The 25127-nt window shown below is 69.9% G+C and carries 20 protein-coding genes and 6 pseudogenes; 8 read left to right on the top strand and 18 right to left on the bottom strand.

Features of this window, described 5'->3' with window-relative positions; all coding sequences use genetic code 11:
• Positions 1-158: 158 nt before the first annotated feature.
• Positions 159-290 (top strand): hypothetical protein, encoded by a 132-nt coding sequence (locus tag AB0E62_RS31605; protein ID WP_362201506.1) that lies wholly within the window; start codon positions 159-161, stop codon positions 288-290.
• A 1000-nt stretch (positions 291-1290) separates the two neighbouring features.
• Here the strand turns inward: AB0E62_RS31605 and AB0E62_RS31600 are convergent.
• On the bottom strand, positions 1291-1866 hold the full coding sequence (locus AB0E62_RS31600) for a hypothetical protein (RefSeq protein ID WP_362201504.1): 576 nt from the start codon (positions 1864-1866) through the stop codon (positions 1291-1293).
• Positions 1867-2041: 175 nt separating this feature from the next.
• On the bottom strand, positions 2042-2575 hold the full coding sequence (locus AB0E62_RS31595) for a glycosyltransferase family 4 protein (protein WP_362201594.1): 534 nt from the start codon (positions 2573-2575) through the stop codon (positions 2042-2044).
• A gap of 207 nt (positions 2576-2782) precedes the next feature.
• Between AB0E62_RS31595 and AB0E62_RS31590 the strand changes: the two genes are divergently transcribed.
• A complete protein-coding gene (locus tag AB0E62_RS31590; RefSeq protein WP_362201501.1) occupies positions 2783-3292 on the top strand; it encodes an RICIN domain-containing protein in 510 nt (169 codons plus the stop codon).
• Positions 3293-3573: 281 nt separating this feature from the next.
• Entirely contained in the window at positions 3574-4716 is a 1143-nt protein-coding gene (locus tag AB0E62_RS31585; protein WP_362201498.1) for a DUF4185 domain-containing protein, read from the top strand.
• Between the two features lies 1 nt (position 4717).
• On the opposite strand, the gene AB0E62_RS31580 is transcribed toward AB0E62_RS31585, so the two are convergent.
• The 4 genes from AB0E62_RS31580 to AB0E62_RS31565 form a co-directional block, all read right to left on the bottom strand.
• Positions 4718-7663, bottom strand: coding sequence for an XRE family transcriptional regulator (locus AB0E62_RS31580; RefSeq protein ID WP_362201495.1), 2946 nt, complete (start codon positions 7661-7663; stop codon positions 4718-4720).
• 444 nt (positions 7664-8107) lie between these two features.
• The gene (locus tag AB0E62_RS31575; protein WP_362201492.1) at positions 8108-8446 is read right to left on the bottom strand and encodes a hypothetical protein; all 339 of its coding nucleotides are present in this window, start codon (positions 8444-8446) and stop codon (positions 8108-8110) included.
• Between the two features lie 238 nt (positions 8447-8684).
• The gene (locus AB0E62_RS31570; protein ID WP_362201489.1) at positions 8685-10097 is read right to left on the bottom strand and encodes a pyridoxal-dependent decarboxylase; all 1413 of its coding nucleotides are present in this window, start codon (positions 10095-10097) and stop codon (positions 8685-8687) included.
• 209 nt (positions 10098-10306) lie between these two features.
• The gene (locus AB0E62_RS31565) at positions 10307-10645 is read right to left on the bottom strand and encodes a hypothetical protein (RefSeq protein WP_362201486.1); all 339 of its coding nucleotides are present in this window, start codon (positions 10643-10645) and stop codon (positions 10307-10309) included.
• Positions 10646-10798: 153 nt separating this feature from the next.
• On the opposite strand from AB0E62_RS31565, the gene AB0E62_RS31560 reads away from it, so the two are divergent.
• Positions 10799-11677, top strand: coding sequence for a 3'-5' exonuclease (locus AB0E62_RS31560; RefSeq protein ID WP_362201483.1), 879 nt, complete (start codon positions 10799-10801; stop codon positions 11675-11677).
• A gap of 1044 nt (positions 11678-12721) precedes the next feature.
• Here the strand turns inward: AB0E62_RS31560 and AB0E62_RS31555 are convergent.
• The 4 genes and pseudogenes from AB0E62_RS31555 to AB0E62_RS31540 all read right to left on the bottom strand — a co-directional run.
• Positions 12722-13231, bottom strand: a complete 510-nt coding sequence (locus tag AB0E62_RS31555; RefSeq protein ID WP_362201480.1) for an STAS domain-containing protein — start codon at positions 13229-13231, stop codon at positions 12722-12724.
• Positions 13231-14715 carry a GAF domain-containing SpoIIE family protein phosphatase gene (locus AB0E62_RS31550; protein ID WP_362201477.1) on the bottom strand — a complete coding sequence of 495 codons (1485 nt, stop codon included), beginning with the start codon at positions 14713-14715 and terminating at the stop codon, positions 13231-13233. The genes AB0E62_RS31555 and AB0E62_RS31550 overlap by 1 nt, the downstream gene beginning before the upstream one ends.
• A gap of 357 nt (positions 14716-15072) precedes the next feature.
• A complete protein-coding gene (locus AB0E62_RS31545; RefSeq protein ID WP_362201612.1) occupies positions 15073-15396 on the bottom strand; it encodes a hypothetical protein in 324 nt (107 codons plus the stop codon).
• 355 nt (positions 15397-15751) lie between these two features.
• Positions 15752-16715, bottom strand: a pseudogene (locus AB0E62_RS31540) (RHS repeat-associated core domain-containing protein); the annotation flags it as partial.
• Here AB0E62_RS31540 and AB0E62_RS31535 point away from each other — a divergent pair.
• Positions 16716-17321: pseudogene (locus AB0E62_RS31535) on the top strand (transposase); the annotation flags it as partial.
• A gap of 74 nt (positions 17322-17395) precedes the next feature.
• On the opposite strand, the gene AB0E62_RS31530 reads toward AB0E62_RS31535, so the two are convergent.
• From AB0E62_RS31530 to AB0E62_RS31520, 3 genes and pseudogenes are all read right to left on the bottom strand, one after another.
• Positions 17396-17935 carry a GNAT family N-acetyltransferase gene (locus tag AB0E62_RS31530; protein WP_362201591.1) on the bottom strand — a complete coding sequence of 180 codons (540 nt, stop codon included), beginning with the start codon at positions 17933-17935 and terminating at the stop codon, positions 17396-17398.
• A gap of 77 nt (positions 17936-18012) precedes the next feature.
• Positions 18013-18354 (bottom strand): annotated as a pseudogene (locus AB0E62_RS31525) (transposase); the annotation flags it as partial.
• 547 nt (positions 18355-18901) lie between these two features.
• On the bottom strand, positions 18902-20491 hold the full coding sequence (locus AB0E62_RS31520) for an MFS transporter (RefSeq protein ID WP_362201474.1): 1590 nt from the start codon (positions 20489-20491) through the stop codon (positions 18902-18904).
• A gap of 56 nt (positions 20492-20547) precedes the next feature.
• On the opposite strand from AB0E62_RS31520, the gene AB0E62_RS31515 reads away from it, so the two are divergent.
• Entirely contained in the window at positions 20548-21054 is a 507-nt protein-coding gene (locus tag AB0E62_RS31515) for a helix-turn-helix domain-containing protein (protein WP_362201471.1), read from the top strand.
• Positions 21055-21530: 476 nt separating this feature from the next.
• Here the strand turns inward: AB0E62_RS31515 and AB0E62_RS31510 are convergent, their stop codons facing one another.
• Positions 21531-22055 (bottom strand): MarR family winged helix-turn-helix transcriptional regulator, encoded by a 525-nt coding sequence (locus tag AB0E62_RS31510; protein WP_362201468.1) that lies wholly within the window; start codon positions 22053-22055, stop codon positions 21531-21533.
• 76 nt (positions 22056-22131) lie between these two features.
• Here AB0E62_RS31510 and AB0E62_RS31505 point away from each other — a divergent pair, with 76 nt between their 5' ends.
• Positions 22132-22980: an SDR family NAD(P)-dependent oxidoreductase gene (locus tag AB0E62_RS31505; RefSeq protein ID WP_362201465.1), complete on the top strand. Its 849-nt coding sequence runs from the start codon at positions 22132-22134 to the stop codon at positions 22978-22980.
• A 141-nt stretch (positions 22981-23121) separates the two neighbouring features.
• Here AB0E62_RS31505 and AB0E62_RS31500 read toward each other — a convergent pair whose 3' ends face one another.
• The gene (locus AB0E62_RS31500; RefSeq protein ID WP_362201609.1) at positions 23122-23286 is read right to left on the bottom strand and encodes a hypothetical protein; all 165 of its coding nucleotides are present in this window, start codon (positions 23284-23286) and stop codon (positions 23122-23124) included.
• Here AB0E62_RS31500 and AB0E62_RS31495 point away from each other — a divergent pair.
• Positions 23258-23455 (top strand): annotated as a pseudogene (locus tag AB0E62_RS31495) (SDR family oxidoreductase); the annotation flags it as partial. The gene AB0E62_RS31500 and the pseudogene AB0E62_RS31495 overlap by 29 nt on opposite strands.
• Positions 23456-23505: 50 nt before the next feature.
• On the opposite strand, the pseudogene AB0E62_RS31490 reads toward AB0E62_RS31495, so the two are convergent.
• The 3 genes and pseudogenes from AB0E62_RS31490 to AB0E62_RS31480 form a co-directional block, all read right to left on the bottom strand.
• Positions 23506-24063 (bottom strand): annotated as a pseudogene (locus tag AB0E62_RS31490) (XRE family transcriptional regulator).
• A gap of 12 nt (positions 24064-24075) precedes the next feature.
• Positions 24076-24405 (bottom strand): annotated as a pseudogene (locus tag AB0E62_RS31485) (transcriptional regulator); the annotation flags it as partial.
• A gap of 98 nt (positions 24406-24503) precedes the next feature.
• Entirely contained in the window at positions 24504-25082 is a 579-nt protein-coding gene (locus AB0E62_RS31480) for a TetR/AcrR family transcriptional regulator (protein ID WP_362201462.1), read from the bottom strand.
• Positions 25083-25127: the final 45 nt, after the last annotated feature.

The raw sequence follows: 25127 nt of genomic DNA, 5'->3' as shown, positions 1-25127 counted from the left end.
AAAGGCACACTCGCTGGCGGCCCCCGGGTTGGGCAGGACGCGCCTGTAAGTTGATGACGAGGGGTGTGCTGCCTGACGCCCTTGCCGCTGTGCGCCGCGCCCGCTCTCGTGGACCCCGACTCCACCGACGACGCCACCGAGACCTGAGGACACCGACCATGGCACTGGCGGACGACATCGAGTTCTTCGGCCGGGTGTTGCCGCAGACGACATGGACCGTGCTGCTGCAGTCAAGGCACTCACTGAGCCCTCTCACTGCGGCCTCACCGAACGCGGTACAGACGATCTGATCACCAACTGGCAGACAGCCCGCAGCGAATACCGCGACACGTTCGATCGAACCCGGCAAGCGCACAACCGCCTCACCGGCTGCGACGACGAGTAGTGAGGACGTCGTGGTCATCTGAACGAAGCGGCGGCTGTGCCCCTCCGTCGCCATACAGCACATGACGTCCAAGCACTCCCCGCCCATGCTCCCACGAAGCGTCAAACTCCTCGCCCGTCGCCGCCAGAAGGTCCTCGGCCGACCCGTCCCGGGGCGCAGGTCACACTGCGCTTCGCGAGCTGCTGGCTGCGACCTGCTGGGTGAGCTTCCCGTCAGGACCGCATTGGAGCTGGGTACCGAGAATTGTGGGAGGCCCTGGGCGACCAGCACCCGATCCTCCAGCAAGGCGCCGTGCCGAGGGTCGGCGTCCCCAGCGGTCACCACCGCGGTGAGCAGCTCCATGCACTCACGCTGGAAGGCCGGTCGCTGGTCGGCATGTTGGGCGACCAGCCATGCGGGGCCGACGCCGCGTCGGGGCCGACCAAGGACACTCCCGGCCGTCCGTGTGACCTAATGACTTCGCGCAGCCACGCGGTGTTCGCTTCGTCCACGGCCCGCCATCGTTCATACAGCTCCGGCGTACGCTCAGCCGCCGGCACCGGACGGACGGCCTGGTCCTCAGCCTGGCGGCGGAGCAATTCCGCGCGCAGTTCCTGGTCGGATCCTGGCCGGGGCTGCACCCCAGCTGTCCGATCGATGACGTCGAACAGGCCCCCGTGCCAGCACCCGGACGATCGCGGGAAGGTGGAGCTGTTCGAGTTCACCGCGCTCGACCCAGCGGGCTGAGTACTTCGCCGTCCTGTAGGCGGCAAATAGCCTGTCCACCACTCCGACGACCGTGCTCTCCTGGTGCACATGCCGCCTTTCACATCGGCTGTCCGCCTCGACCGGCGTCGACACGGCACGTCACACGGACACGTTCCCGGGAGGTGAAGTGTCCTGCAGAAGCGGCGGTGGCAGCAGCCTCACTCGGTGGCCTGTTTTTTCGAGTACCTTGCGGATCGTGGTGGTGGACGGGTCCTCGTCTGCCTCGGTGTGCCCACCGGCCACGAGTGCACCTTGGCCTTGGAGGTGCACGATGTCGCGCAGCCGCCACGACTGCCCGAACCGCGCGAAAACGATACGAAGGCGCCCGGGGGTAGGCCGTGGGCGGCGAGCAGGTCCTTGTGGTACGGCGGGGTGGTGGGGTGGACGCCGAACGGGATGCACTGGATGCGGACCTGCGGGTAGCGGCGGGCGAGGACATGGTGGGCTTCGGCGGAGTGGACGAGGATCTCGGTGGCCTGGCCGATCGCGATGCTCTCCACGCCCATGTCCATGCTGTACGGGTCGAGTTCCGGCCGGGCGTCGAGGTAGCGGTTCAGGGCCTCGCGGTCGTCGAAACGGTGGCCGAGGTGCCGGCCGGCCAGGGTGAGGAAGCGGTCCTGCTCGGCGGGCGGGAGCCGGTCCCAGCAGCTGAGGTAGTAGTCGATGTTGTTGTACTCGTGCAGGAACACGGGCCCGGGGCGGGCGGCGAGCGCCCGGAACACCTGGTGGTGCATCGCGTTGTTGCCCAGGTGGTAGAGGACCTGGTCGAACTGGTGGGGGCCGGTTGAGGGTTCGGTGACCCGGACGGGCTCGTAGTAGGCGGCCAGGGGGCGAGGGAGTCGGTGATGTAGACGGCCGCGCCGCTGCGGTCGTCGGGCAGCGGGCCGTAGATGCCGAGTGTCTTGCGGGTCATGCTGCTCCTGCTGTGCGACGGCGGATCGCTTCGCGGTAGACGTCGAGGGTGCGCCGGGCGCACTGGTCGATGCCGAACGTCTCGGCCGCCCGCCGGTGCCCGGCCTGCCCGAGCCGGTCTCGCAGGCCGGGATCGGTGGCGAGGCGGGCCAGGGCGACGGCGTAGCCGCGGGGGTCGGCGGTGTCGGTGAGGATGCCGGTGTGGGCGGTGACGACTTCACGCAGCCCGTCGGTGTCGGTGGCGACGACGGGCAGGGCGTGGCGCATCCCTTCCACGCAGGCCAGGCCGAGCCCTTCGTGGGGGCTGGGCTGGGTGAGGATGTCGCCGGCGTCCAGCGCGAGGTCGCGCAGCGGGTCGGGGCAGTCGGCAAGGAGCGTGACCTGGCTGCCGGCCGCGGCGGCCTGCCGTTGGAGACGGCAGAGGTAGCCGGGGTCGGACCCGTTGCGGGAGCCGATCAGCAGCACCCGCACCGCCCCGGTGTCCTGGAGGAAGGGGAGGGCGTCGAGGAGACGGTGCTGGTCTCGCCACAGCCCGCCGGCAACCGGGGGGCCGCGTCACGCCGCAAATCCGATCCTCCGTTCAGCTCCCAGACGGGTGCGTCGCGTGTGTTCAGGCTTTGTTTGTTCGGACGGAAGCTCCCGAAGCTGAACAACGAAGATCGGCTAGACAGGTCCTGGCGATGACCGCCGGGCATCAGCGCTCCGGCGGCGGCGCACGACGAAAGGAACGCGATCACGATGACTCAGCGCGTGAAGCTGCTCCAGGCCGCACTCCTGTCACTGGTTACCACCGGCGCTCTGCTGTCCGCCTCGGCGGCCGGTACGGCCGCGGCCGACGGGCGCGGGGCCACCGGCGCGGGGACCCGTGTCACCAAGGCCGCGCCGCGCGCGGCCGACCCCGTCCAGACCTTCCGGAACCTGGCCACGGGCAGGTGCCTGGACGACAGCAGCGCGGGTGTGCGCACCTTCAGCTGCAACCAGATGGATTTCCAGAAGTGGGAGGTGCACGTCTTCCAGGACAACACCCGGCGCCTGAGGAACATCGCCACCGGCCAGTGCCTCGCCAGCGGCGGCGGGGGCCTGACGATGAGGGGGTGTGACAGCTCTCGGGAGGTCAGCTGGCTTGTGGGCCGGGGAGGCGGTGGCCTGACGTTCAAGAACCAGGCGAGCGGCACGTGCCTGGACGACAGCAACATCGGCCTGCGCCTCTTCGCCTGCAACCAGCTCAACTTCCAGGCCTGGCAGTAACCCGGTTACCGCAGCCACAACCGATCGGGGGACGGGACGGGCTCGGGCGCAGGACGCCACCGAGCCCGCCCCGGACGTATCGGACGGCGGATACGCGGACACGACCCGCAGGGCCCCGCCCCGGCCGAGCCGGGAAACACCCGGCTCGGCCGGGGCCGCGGGACCCGCGGGGTTCCGCCGGGTTACCGGCGACTTTCCCGAAGATCTTGAAGCGTCTTGTCTCCCGTGCCGCCCTGGCGAGCGGCTGATCCTTATCCTCACGTCTCCCGCAAGGAGTGTTCATGAGCATCGCAAAATCGCAGAACATGCCGGCCGGCCCACAGCACGCGGTAGTCAGCCGCAAGACGTTCCTGCGGGCCGCAGCAGGAGCCGTGCTCACAGGCGCCTCAACCCTGGTCTCCGCCCCGGGAGCACAGGGCGCCCAGCCGGCGCGGACGCGGGCGGGGACTCTCCAGGTCAGCAAAGTCGCCGATCTCACGGGCCCCGAGATCACCACTCGTTTCCGCATGGAGGCCACCGACCTCGGAGTGCCCGTACGTACACCCGACGGCCGGCTGCTGTTCGTCTTCGGTGACACTTTCGAGCATGCGCGGGCCGGCGGCGGCTGGTGGCGCTCGCCCGTCGCCCTCTACGGGAAAACGGTCCCGCTGACCAAGCGCGTGCAATGGACCGGCGCGGTGGGCGGGGAACACGCCCAGCAGCTGTGGGCCTACGAGCACGACAACCCGCAGTTCTCCACCGTGCTGCCCACCGACGTGATCACCATCGGCGGCACGATCTATCTGCACGTGATGGTGAACAAGCCCTACCCCAACGTGGTGTGGACCGAGATCTGGCGCTCGGACGACTCAGGCGCGACCTGGACCCACACCGGCGCCAAGTTCCCTGCCGACCTGCACGGCGGCCTGTTCCAGATGCTCACCTGGGGACTGGGCGACGACGGGTACGTGTACGTGTACTCGACGGGAAACCAGCGCGACAAGCCGATCATCCTGCACCGCGTACCTCGCGGCCGGATCACCGATCCGGGCGCCTACGAGCCATGGGGCCGGCGCGACGGAGCGTGGGGATGGGGGAACTCGCCCACTCCTGTCCTGGAGGGCAGGTTCGGGGAGCTGTGTCTGCGTCCGCTGGGCGGGAAGTGGGCGCTGACCTGGTTCAATCAGGGCGACTACCGTATCGACGGCATCATCGCGGACCACCCCACATCGAACCTCTCCACCGCCCGCCGCGAGATCCTGATCCACGGCGGTGCCTGGGGCCATGAGGACGATGCCCACGTCGCTCAGCTGTACGGCGGTTACATCATTCCGGGCTCGACACTTGACGACCTCCACCTGTCGGTGAGCCAGTGGAACAACGACGGGAAGGTGAACTGGCCCTATCACGTCATGCAGTTCCGTGTGCGGGGCTTGGGAGGTTGAGTCACCGCCCTTCGTGAGCAGGTGACCCGGTCCCGGACGTGCCCCGGCCGACGACGCTGTGCCCCGGACGTGGCAGGCCGACGCAGGGCGGACGGTAGTCGAGGCCCGGGAAGTGGCGGGACCACTCGGCACGGCTGATGGGGGCGCGGACCTGTCCGCAGGCATGAGCAAGCGTCCAGGGCAGGTCCGTGTTCCAGATGTCGACGGTCATGTCCTGGCTGTAGGTGACGATCGTGCCGTGCGCCGAGAGAGGGAGAGCGGAGAACACTCCTCCCGAGGAGAGGGGGAGCGTGTCCCGTTCGACGGGGTGCGCTGGGTCGGTCGTGTTCCAGATCCGCACCGTTCCGTCCCGGGAGGCCGTGATGGCGGTCCGGCCGTCAGGGCCGAGGAAGTTCACGCCGCTGACTACGCTGGTGTGACCCTTGAGACGGCCGCGCATGGGATGTTTCGCATCGGTCAGGTCCCACAGGCGCGCGGTTGCGTCGTCACTGCCGGACAGGAGCATGTGACCGTCGCGGCTGAAGGCGAGCGCGTCGACGAAGTCCTTGTGGCCGTCCTTGAGCACGGTGATCAGTCGCGCGTCGCGCGGGTTCCTCACGTCCCACACGCGGACGCTGCGGTCGTTGGAGCCGGAGGCCAGTGTCGTGCCGTCGGGGCTGAAAGCGACCGGTTTGACGTCGCTGGTGTGGCCGGTCAGCTTTTTCAGGAGTCGGGGGCCGGCCGGGTCGGTCATGTCCCACAGCCGGACGGTATCGTCGTAGCTGCCGGTGGCGGCCATCCGGCCGTCCGGGCTCACGTCCATCGAGAAGATGCGCTCCTTGTGGCCGGTGGGGGAAGCCCGCCCCGGGCGTGGCCAACGGGGGTCGGACACGTCCCAGAGCCGGATCTCGTTCTTCCAGCCGATGCTGGCCATGATCTTTCCCCGCGGGCTCAAGTTCACCATCGCCAGGCCGATACCCTCCCCGTGGCCGTCGAAGCTCCCCAGGACGGCGGGGGCCTGCGGGTCTGCGAAATTCCACAGTTCCAGACGGTCGCCGTCGTATGCAACGGCCGCTGTGCGCCCGTCGCGGGTGACGCTCACCGAGAAAACGTGGCTGCTCAGGCGGCGCGACATCACGTTGAACAGCCCGCTGCGGCTGTGCATGCCCGGTTTCAGGCGGTGCGCGGTCAGAGCCAGTTGGGTGGCGAGCGAAAGGTCACGGCTTCGCAAGTCGGCCGAGGTGTCGACAGCCTTGAGCGCGACAGCCTGGTTACGCTGCGCCGTGGAGACCCTCTGGAAGTACACGGCGACCCCGACGGCCGTCACAGCGCAGATGAGCAGTGCGACAAGAGCCGCCACGAGTCGGCGCAGACGACGCAGATGACGGCGCACGCGCAGTGCCTCCGCCTCCTCCGCCCCCTGGCTCGCGTCGAGGAAGGCACGTTCCCGAGCGGTCAGCACGTCCCGGGGAAGTTCTCGTACAGCGGCCAGGCGCACCCCGCGGTAGAGGGTGTCGGGATGGTGCTCCAGCGACTCCCAGACTGCGGTGGCCTCGGTGAGCATCCGCTGCAGGCGCAACTGCACCCGGTCTTCGCTCAACCAGCGGCCCAGGCGGGGCCAGCAGCCGATCAGGGCCTCGTGAACGATCTCGACACGATCCCGGTCCACGGTCAGCAGACGTGCCCGAGTAGCCTGCTCCAGGACATGAGCGACGTCCGAGGTGTCGTCGAGTTCCTGGCGCGGCACACGGCGTTTGGTGTCCTCGGTGCCCTCACCGAGAGCGATGAGCCGCAGCAAGAGCTGCCGGGCGATCCGCTGCTGGGTGTCGCTCAGAGCGGAATAGAAGTCTTCGGCCGTCTGCGCGAGGGCACCTTCGAAACCGCCCGCCGCCTGAAAGGCGGCCAGGGTCAGGGCGTTGCCGCGCCGACGGCGCCAGGTCTCCAGCAGGGCGTGGGACAGCAGGGGCAGGGTGCCGGGCCGGCCGTGCGCGGCGGTCGTCAGAGCCGCCACGAGAGCGCCCTCGATGGTGAGTTCCGCAGTGGCGGCGGGCCGGACGATCGCCGCGCGCAGTTCGTCGACGGTCATCGGCCCGACGGGGACGCTCGCGTCGGCCAGGGCATCGACCAGGCCGGAAACCCGGGTGCAGTGCGTGTAGAAGTCGGAACGGACGGCCAGAACGACGCGGCAGCGGCTGTCGGGAGTCCGCGCGGCGTGCAGGAGCGCGGCCACGAAGGCATCACGTGCCCCCGCGTCGCCACACTGGGTGAACACTTCCTCGAACTGATCCACGGTGAGCAGAAGTTCCTGCCCGGCTTCCGGCGAGCGGGCGAGGATCTGCCGCACCATGCGGTGCAGCGTGTACGGATCAGCGGCGAGCTCGGCGCGCAACGGGCCCGAAGCGATGCCCGCCCTGGCCGCCAACTGGATCGCGCACTCCTCCAAAGGGTCCGCACCCGGGGCGAACACCAGGGGCAAAGCTGCCGGAAACCGGGGAAGCACTCCGGCACGCAGCACGGACGACTTACCGGACCCCGAGGCCCCGAGGAGAACAAGCAGCCTCTTGCGCTCCAGGTGCCCAACCAGCCGGTCGGTGAGATCCTTCCGTCCGAAGAACATGCCGGCGTCCGCCTGCTGGAACGGCCTCAGGCCCACATAGGGCGCACGGGCCGTCTCCTCGCTCCGCGCCGGCGCCCTCCCGGCGGCGCATTCGACCGCCGTCCTGCGCCAGATCCGCTCCCACTCCCGCTCGTCACCACCACAGGCACGAACGTAGGCGAGAGTGACAGCCAAGGTGGGCAGTTGACGGCCCCCCGCAGCCGCGGAAAGCGTCGCGATCGAATAGTGCGCCCGGCGTGCGAGGTCCCGGTAGGTCGGGCTGCCCGCCTCCTCCCGCACCCTGCGAAGCCCCGCGGCGAAATCCAGCAGCGGACCGGCCTCGACATCCAGCGGACGCTCTCGCCGTGGCACCCGTGAAACACCTCCCCTGTCGATCGGGGCATTGACCACGCGTCTGTTGCGTGCCCTTCTTCCCCTCACCTGGATAACGCCCCACGACCGCAAACGGAACGACAGTCACCGCAAACACCGCCCGCAACCGGATGGGGCATCGCTGCGGCAATAACCTGTCGGCCCGGCGGGCGACTTCGACGGTGTGGGTGACGCAGCCGGTGGTGCCGCCTTCGATGATGTCCCGGCGGTGGTGTCGTCCCAGATGTTGAGCTGGAGACTGGCACGCTCGCTGGAGCAGTTCGTCCTGGAGTCCGTGCCGAGGACGCCTCGCCCCTCTCCGGGTTCTTCCGGGCCCTCTCCCTGCGGGCGAGCGCAGTCTCCGGTCGTAGGGCTGCATCCCGATCTTCAGCGCCGCCAGGTTACTGGTGAGGTCGTCGGCGACACTGAGCAGGCCCACCAGGTTCACGTAATCGAGCCAGCAGGCCCCCGCGGCCCTGGTGGCGACGTGGGACTCGGTCGCATCGCCCTGGGTGACGGCAGAGGCCCCCAGCGTCCCTCCGGGCGGACCGCCGCGCGGGCGCCTTCGATGGCGGCGGGGACGTCCAGCGGCATCACCGCGTCGTTGAGGGGGGCGGCGTAGCCGGTGAGCATGCGTGCGAGGACCTGGCCGCCGGTGCGGTTGTCGGTCACCGCGAGGTCGTGCTGGAGGTACCAGGTGTCGATCGGGCCGCCGGGCTGGATGAGCCGGTGGTCGTCAGCCAGGTCCCGGGTGGAATCGGGGCGGCGCCCGCGACCGAGCATGCTGCGGGCCGGCTTGCCCGTTTCACCGCAGGCAGTGTGCGGACCCACTACCGCGTACCGGCATGACGGTGCTGATCACCGGAGGCAGCGGTTTCCTGGGAACCGAGCTGGTGCGCCAAGCGACGTCCGCCCCCGCGCGGGCGTCGGCCTCGGCGCACACCCGGCTCAGCTTCCTGGCCAGCGCGGTGGCGGATGACGAGCCGGCAGGCCCTGTCCGCTGCCGGGTGTGCCGGCCGGCTCAGTCCTGCGCTGCGGCGTAGGTCCGGATGGTCGACCAGATCCGGTGAACGGCCGCTTCGTCGGTGTACGGGGAGCCCAGCGCGGCCCGCAGGACCGGCCGGCCGTCGACGGTGGCGGGCGTGCACAGCACGACGGGGTCTTTGGTGAGGCGTTCGGCGAGGTCGCGGGTCCGTGCGTCGGTGTCGCGGCGGAAGACGACCAGGCCGAGGCGGTGCACGACGACCTCGAAGCCCACTTCCGCCTCGATCAGCCGGGCCAGCAGCGCGGCGAGGCGGACATCGTGACGAATCGTCTCCCGCAGCCCCTCGAGGCCGTGGGCACGCATGACGTACCACAGCTTCAGGGCCCGCATCGGGCGGCCGAGCGGCACCTGCCAGTCCTTGAAGTCGACTACGGTCCTCGACTCGCTGGCCGGATTGTGCAGGTAGGAGGCGGTCAGGCTGAGGGCGTCGGTGAGGGCCGTGTGGTCCGCGACCCACAGGACGTCGCAGGGGATGCCGGTTCGCATCCACTTGTGGGCGTTGACCGCGTAGGAGTCGGCGTGTTCCAGCCCGGCGTTCCCGTCGCGGAACTCGGGGCAGAGGGCGGCGCTGCCGGCGTAGGCGCCGTCCACGTGGAGCCACACCCCGCGCTCTTGGCAGACCGCGCCGATCTGGGGCACGGGGTCGGTGGCGCAGGTGGTGGTGGTACCGACGGTGGCGACGACGGCCGCGGGAACCAGTCCCGCCGACCGGTCCGCGTCCATCCGGGCGGCGAGCGCGGCCGGGTCCATCTCGTGGGTGCCGGGCAGCAGGGGCACCTGGACGGCCTCTCCGGCACCGGCGATCCGCACCGACTTGGGCACGGACGCGTTGGTCTGTGCGGTGCAGTAGACCCGGCAGCGGCCCTCCGTACCATGCGTGCGCCAGCGTCCGCTCGACGCCCGGTTGAGCGCCGCGACCACCGCGACGAGCACGGCGGACGACGCTGAGTCCTGGATCGCCCCGCCTCCCTGGCCGGAGGCGTGGGTGAACCGCTGCGGCAGGGCGAGGGCCCGGGCCAGCCAGTCGCAGACCCGCTGCTCGAGTTCGGTCGCGCCCGGCGACGACGACCACATCATGCCCTGCACGCCCAGCCCCGCCGTGACCAGCTCCGCCAGTACCGAGGCGGGCGAGTTGCTGGTCGGGTACCAGCCGAGGAATCCGGGATGCTGCCAGTGGACCAGTTGCGGCACGATCGTGTGCCAGGTGTCGTCGAGGATCTGCGCCAGGTCCTCGCCCTCCTCGGGCGCCTCCTCGGGGAGCGCCTTCAACGTGGTGCCCGGCGGGCCGGACGGCACCACGGGGAGTTCCGCGGCGGCAAGAGCCCGCCAGTGGGCCGCGAGCCGCTCGGCGGCGTCGGCGGCGGCGGCAGGGAAGACCTCGTCGTTCATACGCCGACGCTAGACGTGGCACCTGCGACACCCCCACCCGCGGAGCCCGTGATCACCCGTACGAGCCTCCCATGACTGACTCCGCTCGAACTGCTGCCCTTCTCCCCTGCCGCACCGTGGGACGGCGCCCGGTCAACGCCCTCCCCGCCGGGCCCGGCCGAGCCCCGTCGGACACCGTCTACGGCGCGTACTTCGATGTCGCCCGCACCTCACGGGCGCCGGCAACCGCCCTCGTCCGGGCGCTGCCGGCGACCACCGCCGAGGTGACCGCCTGGGTGGGCCTGCCGCCCGTCCCGGTCATTGCTCGGCCGGCTGGACGGTTGCGAGCGCTGGAGTGAGCGTGGTGAGCAGTCGTGTGCTGGCGGCTTGGTCGTGGTGAGGTCGATGGCTTGCCGGGGCAGACGGTTCAGGAGCCGGAGGACCTCGTCGCGGGCCCTGGGTGTTCCGGTGTGGTGGCCGTCGGTGAGGCCGAAGAGGTCGGGGTAGCGCTCCTTGCTGGAGGTGACGAAGACGTCGGCGGTGATGTGTGTGCTGCGGTCGTCGTCCACACGGGCCGGGGCGCTCGTGGTGGTGACGAGGCGTGGGAGGAGGATGCCGGCCGCGACGCCGGTGGCGGCCAGGGGCAGCCCGAACCAGCGGGTGAGCTGCTCGGACGCAAGCGGCAGGGCGCCGGCGTACCTGCGGACGAAGACCCAGTGGGCGTGGTGCGGCGCAGGCCCGCTGCGGGACAGCAGCCGGCGGTGTACGTCTACGCCCGCTGGTACGGGACCCGGATCGCCCTGTGGGATCCGGAGAAGTCGGTGAAGATGCGGCCCCTGTCGGCTCGGCGGCGCCGCCAGATGCGGCAGCGCCGTACCTGCACCGACTGTGGCGAGGTGTTCCACGTTCCGGTGTGGGGGATGTGCGGCGTGTGCGAGGACCGGGCGGTCCGGCACCGGGCCGATCTGTGCAGTCGGACGTGCCAGGACTGCGGCACCATCTTCCAGACGCCCACGCCGGCCAGGAACTGGGGCGACGGGATGTGTCTGGCGTGCCACGAACGCCTTGAGCGGGGACGGCGGGTGGCGCGGTCGCTGGCGGAGCGCTCGTGCCGGCGGTGTCTGGCGCAGCTGTACCCGCTCACGGTGTGGGCGGCGATGAGCGAGCGCGAGCAGGCGATGGCCGACTGGCACTGCCCCGCATGCGACCGGGAGATCGAACGCGAGCGCGCGCAGGCGCAGCGGCAAGCGGACCGTGCCCGGTGGGACGGCCTCAGGCCGGCCATCGCGTGGGCGCAGAACTTCCTCGCCGATCCGGAGGCGTACTCGGTCCCGGACACCGAGACGATCGGCCTGACCGGGACCGCACGGATCGTGGAGATCGCCGTCAGCACGGTGTCGGGGACGGTGCTGCGCGACACGCTGCTCAACCCGGGCGAGCCGATCCCGGCGCAGGCCACGGCGATTCACCACATCACCGACGCCATGGTCCAGGACTTATCCGAACCGAGCGTGGTGGGATCATCTGTGTTCATCAACGTCGAAGAAGCACGTCAAGCAGAGCCACCACCCCCACCCCCACCAGGACAGCTGCGCCAATAGCCGGAGAACGGAAAGCAATCACACCAGCGGTGACGCCCGCAGCAAGAAGGATGAACGTCCGAATCTCCATCTGACCGTTCACGATTGGCCTCTCTGGCATCCGAAGCTCGCCGTCTGGGGTGTCCCCCAACGAGCTCATCCCATGGCCCACCTGCGAAAACAGAAGAGCCCCTACCTCTTCTTGCCAAGAGGTAGGGGAAACACCAGTAGGCCCTGTACTGCTTCACCGGGAAACCAACCGGCATGCTGAGCAGCAAGGGCCGAACGCGACCTAGGGTGTCACCGGACCTGCCTGTCCGTCAACACTCAAGCCAATCGCTGACTTGAAGCTGGGCAGCCCCAGGTAGGTTCGGCCGTGACGCCGAACGCGCGCCCACCTTCTCCGAGATCCTCCCCCGCCTCACCGAGGCCCTCGCCGGGCGCCGGTTCGTGATCTACAACCGGGAGGACGACACCGGCCGGCTGCTGTGGGAGCTCCACCTTCGCCACCAGGCCCTGGGCACGGTCGACTTCACCCAGCACCCTCGTTACGGCACCGGGCGGCACGCGGCCGCGCGGCCTGGCTGGACGCGCAGGAGTGGGAGGAGTGCGCGATGGAGCAGTACGCCGCCTTCTACGGCGACCGGCACGACTACTGGGGCGGCTACACCTGGCAGAAGCTGCGCGGCGGCCACCAGACCCTGGGCGATCACCGTGTGGGACAGCTCCACCGAGAAGCCGACGCCGAAGAAGGCCGATTCGCGCCGCGATGGTGGTCATGGCCCTGCCTCTGGTCGAGACCGTCAGCAAGAAAGCTGTCGTCGCCCTGCGCACTATGGGAAGCGGATCATCGCCCATCTGTCCGTAGTACCGCAGCACACCAGCAGTCTCGGCAGAACCATAAGCCCGTGAGGCGGGTTCCGGGGGAGGTGCGAGAGCTGCTTACAGGGCGGCGTGCAGTGCAGCGGTCGGTTCGCGGCTTGCAGTTCGCCGTCGATGTCGTACGCATGAGTGGGCGCCTGCCGGACCGGACAGCCGCCCCGCTCTGTGTTTCCGCCTGTCCGCTCAGCCCTGTACGACGTTTCCTGCCCGGGATGCCTCCTGCCGCTGCGCGTTGTCGATGGCCGCCGGCTCGCCCTCGGTCAGGTCGCGGTGCCCGCCCCCGGTGGAGGAGCTGGTGACGGAGCCGTGCACGTCTGCGCACGTGGACTGGCCGGCGGACATGGCGGCGACCGCTTCGGCGGCTGTGGCATGGACCGGCAGGAGTGAGTCGACGCCGGTCATGCTGAGCATGCGCAGCAGACGGTCGGGGACAGCGGCGAGGCCGAGCAAGCCGCCCGCCGCCTGGGCCGCGTGCCAGATGCGGATGAGCGCGCTCAGACCGGCGGAGTCGCAGAATCCGACCTGTGCCAGGTCCAGGGCCAGGCGCGGGTGCCCGCGCTGGATGATCTCCAGGGCTTCGGAGTGCAGGGTGAGCGCGGTGTGCATGTCCACCTCCCCGACAACCGTGGCGACGGCAAGGCCGGGGCGAGGGTGCTGGACGGTCAGGTGGAACGTGTCGGTCACGTCGGTCATCACTCCTGGCCGATGTGTTCGGGTGCGGCGGCGGTGCGGGCGGTGGCGGCGACACCGCTGTCGAGTGCGGCCTGAGGGCCGGGCACGGACAGGGCGAGCAGGGCCACGTCGTCGCCGGCTTCGTCGGGCAGCGAGGCCAGCAGTGTAACGGTGTCCTCGACCAGGGAGGCTGCGGTGACGGGCCCGGTGTGCTGGTGGAGGAAGCCGGTCAGACCGTCCTCCCCGAGCATGGCGCCCTCGGCGGTGCGGGCTTCGGTCAGCCCGTCGGTGTAGAGGAACAGGCTCTCCCCCGGAGCCAGGGAGAACGTGTTCTGGGCGAAGGGCGCCTGGGGGAAGGCACCGACGAGCATGCCGCCCTTGGGACGTACCGCCTTGACCCACACGGCACCGCTGTCGTCCGGGCGCACGTGGTAGGCCGGCGGATGACCGCCGGTGGCGATGGTGACGGTGAAGCCGCCGTCCTCCCGAGGTTCGAGGAGGCCGAAGAGGACGGTGCAGAAGCGGCTGCCGGCGGTGACGTCAGTGAGCAGGACGGTGTTGAGCGTGCTCAGGACGCTGACCGGGTCCGGGTCTATCTGGGCCGCGGCGCGCAGGGTGTGGCGGGCCAGAGCGGTGACGGTCGCCGCCTCAGGGCCCTTGCCGCACACGTCACCGAGGAAGAACGCCCACCGGCCGCCGTCGAGGGGGAAGACGTCGTAGAAGTCGCCGCCCACATCGTGGACGGAGGCGGTGCGGTAATGGCAGGCCAGCTCCAGGCCGGGCACCACGGGAAGCGCCGGGGGCAGCAGGGTGCGCTGAAGGGTGGAGGCAAAGGCGGCGATGGCGGCCTTGTCCTGCTCCGCCTGCTCCCGTGCCGCCCGTTCCGCCTCGGCACGCGCCCGTTCCGCTTCGGCGTGACGGCTTTCCGCCTCCCGCCGCTCCTGTTCGTCGCGCAGGGCGCGCAGCGCCGACAGCCGCAGCTCCATCTCGTCCAGCACGATCGCGGCGAGATCAGCCAGAGTGGCAGTGTCGTCTTCGGTGATGGAACGCGGTCTGGTGTCGAGGACGTTCACCGTGCCCAGCCGATGCCCGTCGGGGGTGATGATCGGCGCGGCGGCATAGAAGCGCACCCCCATCTCTCCCGCGACCAGCGGATTGTCCGCCGCCACGGGATCACGAAGTGTGTCGGGAATCACCAGCGCGTCATCGCGCAGGATCGCCGAGCCGCACAAGCCCGGATCGCGGCCGATCTCCTTGACACCTTCCAGGCCGTGGGCTGCCTTGAACCAGATGCGGTCGCTGTCCACGATCGTGACCGTCGCCACCGGCACGTCGAAAAGACGGGCGGCCATCGCCGCCACCCGGTCGAACGCCCCGTCGGGCGGCGTGTCAAGGATGTCGTAGCGGCGTACCGCCGCTATACGGGCCGCCTCCACATCCGGGTCCGGGACCAGCTCGGGGCGACGCCCGGGAGCCGGGTCGGCGGCCGACGCATGCTGCATCATCGGCTTTCTCCTCCGTCGATGGGCTGCCGCCGTGAACGGCACGAACCGACGCAGCCTAAATCGATCACATGCCCGAACGCCAATGCCGCCGCCAACCGCTCCCCGCCACGGTGCCCCGCCCGGGGACGCGGTCACTTCGGTCTCCGTCCCGCCGTACGGCCTGATGACCCCGGCCGCACAACGGGCTTGCCCGGTCAGGACGCCAGCGCCACCGGCCGCGGCCGGGCCTGGCCGGCTCCGGCCGCGCGGCGGCTTCCTGCCGGGCCATGTCGTCGGCGCGGCACGTCCCGGTCATCGGCCCTCGGCACCGTGCATGGTGGGCTTCTCCCACCGCTGATCGGTGAACTTCTGCCCGCATCACCCGCCCACCGGCCGCCGCGCCTCCCGCTCAGCCGCCTGGCGCCGTTCTTCCTCCGCTTCGGCGCGGGCGGCCTGGTGGCAGTAGAGAACGTCACCGTCGGGGTTGCTGAGCTCGACCGTCAGCGTCTGCTCGTCCGGGCGCCCCGGGCGCCGCCACAGCTCCGTGCCCGGGCCGTGCTCCTGGAGCTGGTCCAGGGGGGTGAAGACGACCGGCACGGCCTGGCTGTAGTCCTTCGCCGAGCGCCTTGCTGAGTTTGATGACGAGTACGACATCGTCGAGTACGGGAACAGGACGTTGGCCCATCTCGATGCCGAGGTCACGGCCGAAGCTCAGCGTCTGGCGCATGGTCGGCCCGGCCAGAAGCGACATTCGTGGCGATTGAGCCCTGAACAGGCGGTCGTCAGCAGAAGTAGGTAGCTGAAGTGTCCGGTCTTGCTCGCCGTAGTCCGGCAGCCGTCGACGATCCGGTGCATGCTGGATCCCGAGCTGCTGGAACGGATCACCGCGCGGCGTGCGGAACTGGACGAACTCGAAGATCAGCTGGTCAAACAGCTGGCGGCAGTGCGGGCCGAGCGGGACGAACTCGCCGTCGCCGAACGCGTCCTCGAACGGATGACCGGGCAGCTCGCCGACGAACGCGCCCAGGCTGCGCCGATGCCCGGGCAGGTGGGTGGCCGGATCACTGAAAGTAGCCGGAGCATTGTTGGCGTAGGCGTAGCCGTTGAGCAACTGGTGCTGGTCCAGGACCAGCATGGGGTCGACGCTGATGAACTGGCCGGTGGTGGGGCGTATTCGCGGGCGCCGATGTGGGTGAGGCCGGTGGTGTCGTCGGCGGGTTTGCCGAGGAAGGCCTTGTCGGCGGGCCAGGTTGCGGGTTTGGTGCCGCGTGGGGTGCCGAAGGGGGTGCTGTAGCGCTTGGTGAGGGCGTAGGTGCCGGCTTCCAGGGCGATGCTGGAGGTGCCGTGGTGGTCGGCGGCCAGGAAGCTGAGCTTGGTGCCGGTGACGCCGGTGGTGGCGGTGCGGACGGCGATGGTCTGGCCGTTGGCCGTGTAGTAGCGGGTCGCCGAGGTGGTCTTCGTGGTGCCCTTGGTTGTGACGTGGAGTTCTGTGCCGGCGCCCAGGTAGAGGATGGTATCGCCGTCGCCCTTGGCGCGGCGGATCAGCAGGTCGCCGTTCGCGTCGTAGAGGTAGCCGGTTTCCTTGGTGCCCTCAGTGAGTTTGGCGAGGTCGCCTTCGGTGTTCCAGGTCAGCGTCTGCTGGGCCGTGGGGCCGGGGCGGGAGGTGGTGTTGCCGCCGGCGTCGTAGGTGTAGGTGGCGGCGCGGGTACCGGTGGTCTTGTCGAGGGTGTGGGGTCTGTTGTCGGCGGGGTCGTTGTAGGTGTAGGCGGTGGTTTTGTCGCCGGTGGTGGTGTGCTGGGTTTCGGTCTTGCGCTGGCCAGCGGCGGTGTAGGTGTACGACGCCCAGTAGGGGCCGCGCCGTCGAGGTTGGTGACCGTGCGACCCGATGCCGCGCAGTTCGCGGTCTTGGGGGCCCAGGCTTCGGTCAGGCGGCGGTTGCCGTCGCAGGTGAAGCACTGGTTGTCGGGCCTGGCCGTGCCGCCCAGGGTGGTGGCGTCGGTGATGGAGGTGACGTTGCCGGCAGTGGCCGCCTCCGCGGCTGTGACGCGGAAGCCGAGCGGCTGCGGGACGTCTTCCGCGCCGAGTACGCCCACCAGCTGCCCGGCGTCGAGGACGCCTTCGGCCACCAGCTCCTGGCCCTGCTCAAGCAGATGGACGCCACCTGCCAGGCCGCGGACGATCTTGCGGAGGCGGCCACAGCCGCCTTTCACCAGCACGCCGACAGCGAGATCCTGCTCAGTTCTCCGGGTCTAGGGCCCGTGCTCGGCGCCCGCGTCCTCGCCGAGCTGGGCGACGACCGGGCACGGTTCGCCGACGCCAGAGCGCTCAAGTCGTACGCCGGATCCGCCCCCATCACCCGGGCTTCCGGCAAGAAGCGCTTCGTCGGCCGCCGCTTCGTCAAGAACAACCGCCTCATCAACGCCGGCTTCCTCTGGGCCTTCGCCACCCTCACCGCCTCACCGGGAGCGAATGCGCACTACCGCCGCCGACACGAGCACGGAGACCGGCATGCCGCCGCACAACGGCACTTGCTGAACCGCTTCCTCGGCCAGCTCCACCCCTGTCGCAAGACTCAGCAGCATTTCGACGAACAGCAGGCCTTCGCACCGCTCCTTCCAGCGCCTGCATGCCCCGCCAACCCGACAGACTTCGTCGACGAGAACAACGGCACTTCGACAGAGCCACGCTGTCGAGCGCGAACTCAATCAGAGGGCGTGACCGGGGTCCGCAGGCCGAGCCACTGATCGGCGTCCCAGGCTCGGAACCGTTCCGCTTCGGTGAACCCCAGCTTTGCCGCGAGGCGCATCGAGCGGGCGTTGGCGGTCTGGGTGGCGAGCACCACCGGCTCACCCGGAAGGACGGCTTCGAGCCAGTCCAGTGCCGCCGCGCACGCTTCGGCGGCATACCCGAATCCCCACGCCCGCGGCAGGAACAGGTAGCCGAGATCGACCTTCCCCACGGCAGTGGGGCAAAGGTGCTCCGTTACTCTCCTGAGGAGGATCTGGCCGATCATCTCCCCTTCGAAATCGACGACGAAACTCCCGGGCCGCCGCCCGGGCACCTCGGGCATGTCATGCTCAAGCTCGTCACGCGGGCGGGGGCCGCCGAGGTATGTGTGCACCTCCGGTGAGGCGTGCAGCTCGATGAACGCAGCACGGTCCCGGCTCTCGGGCTCACGCAGCACGAGCCTTTCGGTCTTGATGGGTGCAGGCGGCCATGCAACGGGTCCGAGATCATTCATGTTGGCCAGCCAATCAGCGGCCTCGGTAGCGATCAAGACTCGCGGTCCCTCTTGACTTCTTATCCCCCTGAGATGTCTTTGAGAGCCCGGATGTGAGAGCCGTCCACCGCGCAGTCGTCGAGGTCCAGCAGGCCGACGCGGCGCAACTCGGTCAGCAGGACGGCATGCAGGCGGAGCCAGACGCCGGCCTCGGTCCAGTCCCGCAGGCGGCGCCAGGCCGTCACCCCGGAGCAGCCCAAGATCTCCGCGGGGACATCGCGCCAGGCGACACCGGTCCGCAGCACGTACATGACGCCGGCGAGTGCCACGCGGTCCGGAACACGCAGCCGCCCGGGGTGGCGGCGGCGACGTTCGTGAGTGGGCGGCAGCAGCGGGGCCACCCGCTCCCACACGTCATTCGGGACAAGATCAGCACGCACCTTGGACACCCTGCTGACCAAGATCGTCGAGCACAAGACCCGCAGCTCAACTCATTCTGAAACGATCAGCGAGAGCAGTTGCGCGCGATGGAGACCGGCCGGCGCTCGCCGCCGGCGTCGCCGCGCCCAAAACCGACGCGAGCCGCGGATCGCCCCGACGCGCGCGTTCGTCGCCGTGGCGTCGGTGCCGTGCGGGGTGGTGGCAGCCGATGAACCGTCGGCGTCCGTCGGTCTCGAGCAACAGGTGACCTTGGTCCGGACGGAGTGCGTCAGCCATGGTCGCAGGAACGCCTGACCGGTGCCCCTGGCCCCGTGCACTCGAGCGGCCCCGCGCGCGGGCCGCATTCAGCAGGATGCTCCGCATCGACTTTGCGGGTGGGCGCACCTATGCGTTTCGGCCGCACCGACGCGCCCCCGTCCGGCGGATCACCTACGGCAGCACGGGGCCCTCGCCCAGCCCATGGGCCGGCTTCGCCCTTGTCGGCGCCGCGCGCATCGCACACGACAGTCGTTCTTGTCGTGCGGTAACCCATGGTTCTTCGCTGCGTCAGCTTGCCGTGTGGCGGTGTCGTACGAAGATCGCTGTGGGGATGGCGATGACGAGCAGGGTGATGCCTCCGACAAGAAGGCCCAGGTGGACGGCGTCGGTGAAGGCGCGAGCGGCGGCGTCGATGACGGTGCGGGTGAGTGCGGATGGCAGTGCGCCCGCGCCGTCGCCCTGGACGGCGCCGTCGGTGATCCGAGAGGCGTCCGGGGCGGGTATGCCTGCGGTGGTCAGCTGATCTTGCAGGTAGTCGGGGAACCGAGTAGTGACAATGGTGCCGAGGATGCTGGGGCCAAGGACGGATCCGATCTGGCGGAACATGTTGACCGTGGCGCTGGCCATGCCGGCCTGCAGACGCGGCACGCTGTTGACAGCGGCGGCGGTCGAGGGGGCGGTCAGCAGCGCGGAGCCGACGCCGGCGATCAGCAGGCCGGGCCACAGGGCGTTGTAACCGGTGAAAGGGCCGACGGCCAGCAGGGAGAGGGTTCCGGCGCCCAGGATGACGAGGCCCGCGGTCAACATCAGGGTGAAGCCGACTCGTTGGACGAGGCGTCCGGCCAGGGCGCTGACGACGATGTAGGTGGCAAACATGGCCAGCAGCCGGACGCCGGTGGCCAGGGCGGACAGTTGCTGGACGCGTTCCATGTACAGGACGGCCAGCAGCGAGGTGCCGACGAACCCGAACATGGACGCTGCCGCGACGCCCATCACCGCGGTGTAGGAGGGGTTGCGGAAAAGGCGCAGGTCGAGCATGGGGTCGTGGTGGCGTGCCTCGGCGACCAGGAAGAGGGCGAGGGAGACGGCGAAGACGGCGTACATGGTGATGATGCGGCCGGAGGTGTAGCCGGAGGAGCCGCCCTCGATGATCGCGTAGGTTGCCGAGGCGATCGCAATGGTGCCCAGGAGGACGCCGGGAAGGTCGAGCCGGCGGGTCGGATGCTTGGACTCGGCCACCATGAACGGCGTGAGGATGATGGTGATCGCGCCGATGGCGACGTCGATCAGGTACACCGCGTGCCAGGTGAAGTGGTTCAGGAGCAGTCCGGCGCCGAGCGGGCCGACGGCGAGGCCGAGGCCGGAGCAGCTGGCCCAGGCGCCGATCGCTTTGGTGCGCTGGTGCGCGTCGGTGAAGGAGTGGCTGACGATCGAGAGGCTGGCGGGAAGGACGGCGGCGCCGCCCAGGCCCATGACGGCCTGCGCGGTGATCAGCAGCGTGGTGCGGTCGGCGGTGAAGGCGAGCACGCTGCCGGCGGTGAAGACGACTGCTCCGCTGAGGAAAACGGTACGGCGTCCGATCAGGTCGGCGAGCGTGCCTGCGGACATCACCAGGCTGGCGACGGCCAGGGAGTAGGCGCTCGTGATCCAGACCAGTGTGCTGGCCGAGGGGTGCAGGTCCTGCTGGATGGCGCCGAGGGCGCCGATCGTGGACGAGACGTTGACGAAGGCCATCATCACCCCGAGGCAGACGGTGAGCACGCCGCGCCAGGGGTGGGCGGGTGTGCCGCTGTGTTCAGCGAGCGGGGTCGGGAAGGCGGCGGCGTGGGCTGGCGGGCGCGCGGACGGCACCGCGGACGGCTGACTGCTGTTTTGCATAGCCAGGAACGTAGCAGGCTGACTGCGCAAAAAACCAGCCAGGCTAGGATGGGGGCATGGAACGCGTTGACCAGCAGGACGAAGGCACAGTGTTCACGCGCGCGGGCGAGTTCGCCGACCGGGACGCCTTCACGGCGGCCGGCTGGTGCGCCATGGAGCGCTCGCTGGAGGTGGTCGGCACCCGCTCGGCGATGATGCTGGTCAGAGAGGCGTTCTACGGTGGGCGGCGCTTCGATGACCTGGTGCGGCGCACCGGTCTCGCGGAGACGGTGGCCTCCAAGCGGCTGCGGCAGCTGGTGGCCGACGGGCTCATGGAGCGCAGCCCTTATCGCGAGCCGGGCGCGCGCACCCGTTACGAGTACGTGCTCACCGAACGGGGCCGGGCGCTGTTCCCGCTGCTCGTCGCGCTGATGCGGTGGGGGCGGACCATCCAGGGTGATGCGCACGGCGGGGTGGAACTCGCTCACGCGGACTGCGGCGCCCTGCTGGTGCCCGCGGTGCGGTGCGAGGCCGGGCACGACGTGCCCATCGAGGAGACTGAGGCGCGCCTCGCCTCGTGTTGATGTCGTGCTCCTCGCGGCCGTCCGCGATATCAGGCAGCGGGGCACGCATCGCGAAGGATTCGCCAACGAGTCCCCGCCTCGAGCTGCGTCCACGAGGCGGGGACTCGCGTCACAGGAGTCGCGCACTTCGCGGCCGACCACAGTGCGGCCGCACCTCCCTCGTGCGGCGCCCCCGTGCCTCGCACCCGGCATTTTCCGACCCAGCTTTGTCGCATGTGCGGCACTGGTGCGGCTCGAGCCGCACGGGGGCCACAGCCCGCAGTGCCAAGTCGATGCGGGCATGCCCGTCCCCCCAGGGGCAAGTCTCCGGTGGGAACTGCGCAGGGCTGTGGAAGAACTAGGGTTCGTGGCGCCGCGCGTCGTGCCGTGGCTGGGGCAGCTGACACTCATCGGCCGGTTTCTCTACGCGCTGGTCGCAGACAATGCCGCATCGCAACGGGTCACGAGGATGAGTGCGGTGTGATGGTGCACCCCGCTTATCGAGGCCCGTGGCCTCGCCGGGACGGCGATTCTGCTCCTGCACCGAACTCATCCCTTCTGCCGGTCCTGTCGCCGGTGAGGGCAGCCTCCAGGCACGTAAACAGGGTGTCAAGCGTGCGCAGTTGGTCCGGTTCGAGCGAGCCGAAACACTGTCGAAGTGCGTTCGAGCCGGCTTGTTCCGCGGCGTCCAGGGCCGTGCGACCCGTGTCCGTGAGGGAGACAGTCTTGCGGCGACGGTCCTCGGGGTCGCCGGTCCGGGCGACCATATCGAGGCGCTCAAGGCCCTCCACGATCTGCGTGACGGAGCGCGGCGCCTGGCCGAGAAGGGCGGCCAGCTCCGCCTGATGAAGCGCGCCCCGGCCGGCCAGGATCCGAAGGACCTTGGTGCGGGACAGGGACAGGCCGGCGGTCGCGAGCATGTGCTGGTCGACCTGTTCGCGCAGTCTGTGGGCGAGGGTGAGGAAGGACAGCCCCACCTGCTCCGGAGTGCTGCCCGTTGTTGTTGCTTCGTGCCGCTCCATGGTTCGGGTTATCCTCGCACAACGCAATCATGAGGTACCTCATGAAAGGGGTTGTGGGATGGACCGTCCCGTCGCCGTGATCACCGGAGCCACGTCCGGACTGGGCCGCATCGCCGCCTTCCAGCTGGCCCGCCAGGGCTACCGCATCGGCACTGTGGCCCGCTCCCGCAGCAGGGCCGAGGCCCTCGTCACCGAACTGAGGACAGTGACCGACGAGCCCGTCGATGTCTTCCATGCCGATCTCGGCCTGCTCTGCGACGCCCGCCGCGCGGGCGAGGAAATCGCCGCTCATTACCCGCGCATAGACGTTCTGGTCAACAACGCGGGCCTTCACGCCTTTGCGCAGCGCGTCACCGCTGAGGGCCTCGCGGAGATGACGGCGGTGAACTACCTCGGCCCGTACGTCCTGACCGAGGCACTGATCGCGAAGCTCGGCGCCTCGGCGCCGGCCCGGATCGTCAACGTCGCTTCCGAAGCCGCTCAGCGGGCCGGAACGATCGACCCGGCTCAGGACCTGCGGCGCACCGCGCCCTACACCCGCCGGGAGTCGATGGCCGTGTACGGGCGCACGAAACTGATGGCCATCATGTGGACGCAGGAACTTGCCCGCCGTCTGGACGCGGCCAAGGTCACCGTGAACTGTTGCGATCCCGGCTTCAACACCACTGGCCTGGGCCGGGACCTGCCCGGCTCCGCCGTCCTGGAGCGGGTGCTGCGTACTCTGCGGATAGGTGATCCCCGCAAGGGCGCCGGCATCATCGTGCGGCTCGCCACCGACCCGGCTCTGACGGAAACCACCGGCGGCTATTTCTCCGTCGACGACGCCCGCCCTCTGCAGTGCCCCGCCCCGGGCCGGGATCCGCGCGTACAGCGGGAGTTGTGGGACGCGACCACGGCACTTCTCGCCGCCCGCCTGGCTGACTGAGACCGGATCGCTGGCTCCGCAGAAAGTGCGCGCAGCCCAGCCTCCCCCGTTCACGTGCTGCCCACCCAACGCCCGGACACCGCGACGCTCGACGGCCCCTCGCCCCGGACCCGGTCGTGCTTCTTGGGCCCGCTGGTGATGTCAGACTGCGGGAGCGGGCGTCACGGAGGACTCGCCCGCCGGAGCGGGATGTTCGTTCAGCCGGTTGTGCGCGGCCTTCAGGAAGGCGCGGGACAGCTCCTCGTCGTCGCTGGCCCGCGAGAGCAGCAGCGTTCCGACCATCGCCACCCCCATGGTCGACGCCATGATCGAAGGCGGCGAACTCGACCGGCCCCAGGCCGAAGCCGGGCAGGCCATCAACCGCCTCGGCACCGCCGACGAGATCGCCCAAGCCGTCCTTTGGCTCTCCAGCCCCGGCGCCGGCTACATCACCGGCATCGCCCTGCCCGTCGACGGCGGCTACACCGCGCAGTAGTCACTCGGCATGCAGCGGTCCGGGCTCGCGAGCTGTTCGGGGCGCAGCTGCTACAGCTCGAACTCGAGGTGTTCGATGTCCGTGAAGTGCACCTCCTCCAGGGAGCCGGCGCGGCGGCCGCCGTCCTGGAAGTAGACCTTCCTGATCCCTTCGGACGCGATCTGTCGGAGTTGCTGGCCGCTGGCGCCGGCCGTCTGGGCGTCGAAGAGGCGGGCGGCGTACTGCGGGGGCAGGGCGACGGTCAGGTGGCGGATGCGGTCCTGGTCCGTCGCCCCGATGGGCGCGGTGTAGCCCATGCGGCCGCGGGTGTCGATGACGATGCCGCCGGTGGCGGCCGCCTACTGCCGGGCCTTGGCCCGGATCTGCGGCTGCCACCGCTTCTTCACCTCGCGCTCCAGGCGCGCGGCGAGATCCGGGCGCGGCTTTTTGATCCGGTCCTCCACGTACCGCTCGACGGTGCGCCGGGAGACCCGCAGCAGTTGGGCGACTGCCCTGGTGCCCTTCAGATGCTTGACCAGGTACCGCATCCGCGCGGGCGCGCTCTCGGGTGCCGGGCGGGTGAACGCCTTCTGCACCGCGCCCTCCAGGCCGTCCCCGAACGGGCTCATCGTGGTCTGCTCCTACTCTCCGCTGTCGACGTCGGTGACGGTGCCGTCCTTGATGTACCGGGCGAGGTCGAGCTCCGGAGCGTTGAACCGCTCGCGGACCTCCTCGCCCCACAGCACGGACTGGATGCCCTCGTGCTTGACCAGGCCCGGGTTGATGCCGAGCTTGAAGCCGCCGGGCAGCGCGATGCCGTCCCGGTAGGGCAGGAAGTCCAGCGGCGAGGGGCCGGCGGCGTAGACGACGTAGTCCGACAGGATCGCGATGGGGTACTGGCCGGTGAACGCCGCGTGCTTGACGATCTTGCGGTGCAGGTTGATCCGGGGACGGGAGATGACCGCCGCCCGGTCACGGTTCCCCAGGGGGACGGCGATCGCGGACTGGTGCGCCATACGGGTCGGGGCGGCAGGTGTGGGTCATCCCGGTTGGTGCGCGGGCAGGATTCTCACGCGTGCGGTGGGGTCGCGTGCAGTCCTTCGAGGAGTGCGGCCAGATAGCGGTGGGCGGTGTCGATCCGGTCGGCGGGTGTGCCGCCGTGGACGTTGACGGCGTAGGCGATGCCGCACATGAGCGGGACGAGGTCGGCGTCGGCCACGTCACGTCGGACCGCTCCGGCATCGCGAGCCCGGCCGAGGAGTGCGGTGCCGACCGACCGAAGCGTCTCTTTGAGTTCCGTGGTGCGCGGCAGGGTGTCGGTGGCTGCGGCGGCGACCGGGGCCAGGGACGCGTCGGTGACCTGCGCCTCGACGGTGCGGAGCAGGAAACCTTCGAGCGCGCGCCAGGGGTCGGTGCCGGTCAGAGCCTGCTGGCCGTAGTTGGCCAGGGCTTCCAGGCAGGGAGTGGCGACGGTCTCCAGTAGCGCCTCGGGGGTGGCGAAGTGCCGGTAGACGGTGCCGACTCCGAGTCCGGCGCGGCTGGCGACGTCGTTCAGCTGCAAGGGTATGCCCTGGTCGACCAGGGCACGGGCGACCGCGACGATCCGGCCCCAGTTGCGGGCCGCGTCCTTGCGCAGGGGCATCGTCATGGGGGACATGCTAACCGGATTCTCCATCCAGATGATGCCGCCGAC

The sequence above is a fragment of the Streptomyces sp. NPDC038707 genome (genome assembly GCF_040636485.1).
Lineage (GTDB): Bacteria > Actinomycetota > Actinomycetes > Streptomycetales > Streptomycetaceae > Streptomyces.
This window is presented reverse-complemented; position numbering and strand designations above follow the sequence as displayed.

Excerpts from the sequence above, each read along its gene's own strand:
- AB0E62_RS31605 (WP_362201506.1), top strand. The coding sequence starts at position 159 with ATGGCACTGGCGGACGACATCGAGTTCTTCGGCCGGGTGTTGCCGCAG.
- AB0E62_RS31600 (WP_362201504.1), bottom strand. The coding sequence starts at position 1,866 with ATGCACCACCAGGTGTTCCGGGCGCTCGCCGCCCGCCCCGGGCCCGTG.
- AB0E62_RS31590 (WP_362201501.1), top strand. The coding sequence starts at position 2,783 with ATGACTCAGCGCGTGAAGCTGCTCCAGGCCGCACTCCTGTCACTGGTT.
- AB0E62_RS31585 (WP_362201498.1), top strand. The coding sequence starts at position 3,574 with ATGAGCATCGCAAAATCGCAGAACATGCCGGCCGGCCCACAGCACGCG.
- AB0E62_RS31575 (WP_362201492.1), bottom strand. The coding sequence starts at position 8,446 with ATGCTCGGTCGCGGGCGCCGCCCCGATTCCACCCGGGACCTGGCTGAC.
- AB0E62_RS31570 (WP_362201489.1), bottom strand. The coding sequence starts at position 10,097 with ATGAACGACGAGGTCTTCCCTGCCGCCGCCGCCGACGCCGCCGAGCGG.
- AB0E62_RS31555 (WP_362201480.1), bottom strand. The coding sequence starts at position 13,231 with ATGACCGACGTGACCGACACGTTCCACCTGACCGTCCAGCACCCTCGC.
- AB0E62_RS31550 (WP_362201477.1), bottom strand. The coding sequence starts at position 14,715 with ATGATGCAGCATGCGTCGGCCGCCGACCCGGCTCCCGGGCGTCGCCCC.
- AB0E62_RS31530 (WP_362201591.1), bottom strand. The coding sequence starts at position 17,935 with ATGAATGATCTCGGACCCGTTGCATGGCCGCCTGCACCCATCAAGACC.
- AB0E62_RS31520 (WP_362201474.1), bottom strand. The coding sequence starts at position 20,491 with ATGCAAAACAGCAGTCAGCCGTCCGCGGTGCCGTCCGCGCGCCCGCCA.
- AB0E62_RS31515 (WP_362201471.1), top strand. The coding sequence starts at position 20,548 with ATGGAACGCGTTGACCAGCAGGACGAAGGCACAGTGTTCACGCGCGCG.
- AB0E62_RS31510 (WP_362201468.1), bottom strand. The coding sequence starts at position 22,055 with ATGGAGCGGCACGAAGCAACAACAACGGGCAGCACTCCGGAGCAGGTG.
- AB0E62_RS31500 (WP_362201609.1), bottom strand. The coding sequence starts at position 23,286 with ATGGCGTCGACCATGGGGGTGGCGATGGTCGGAACGCTGCTGCTCTCG.
- AB0E62_RS31480 (WP_362201462.1), bottom strand. The coding sequence starts at position 25,082 with ATGACGATGCCCCTGCGCAAGGACGCGGCCCGCAACTGGGGCCGGATC.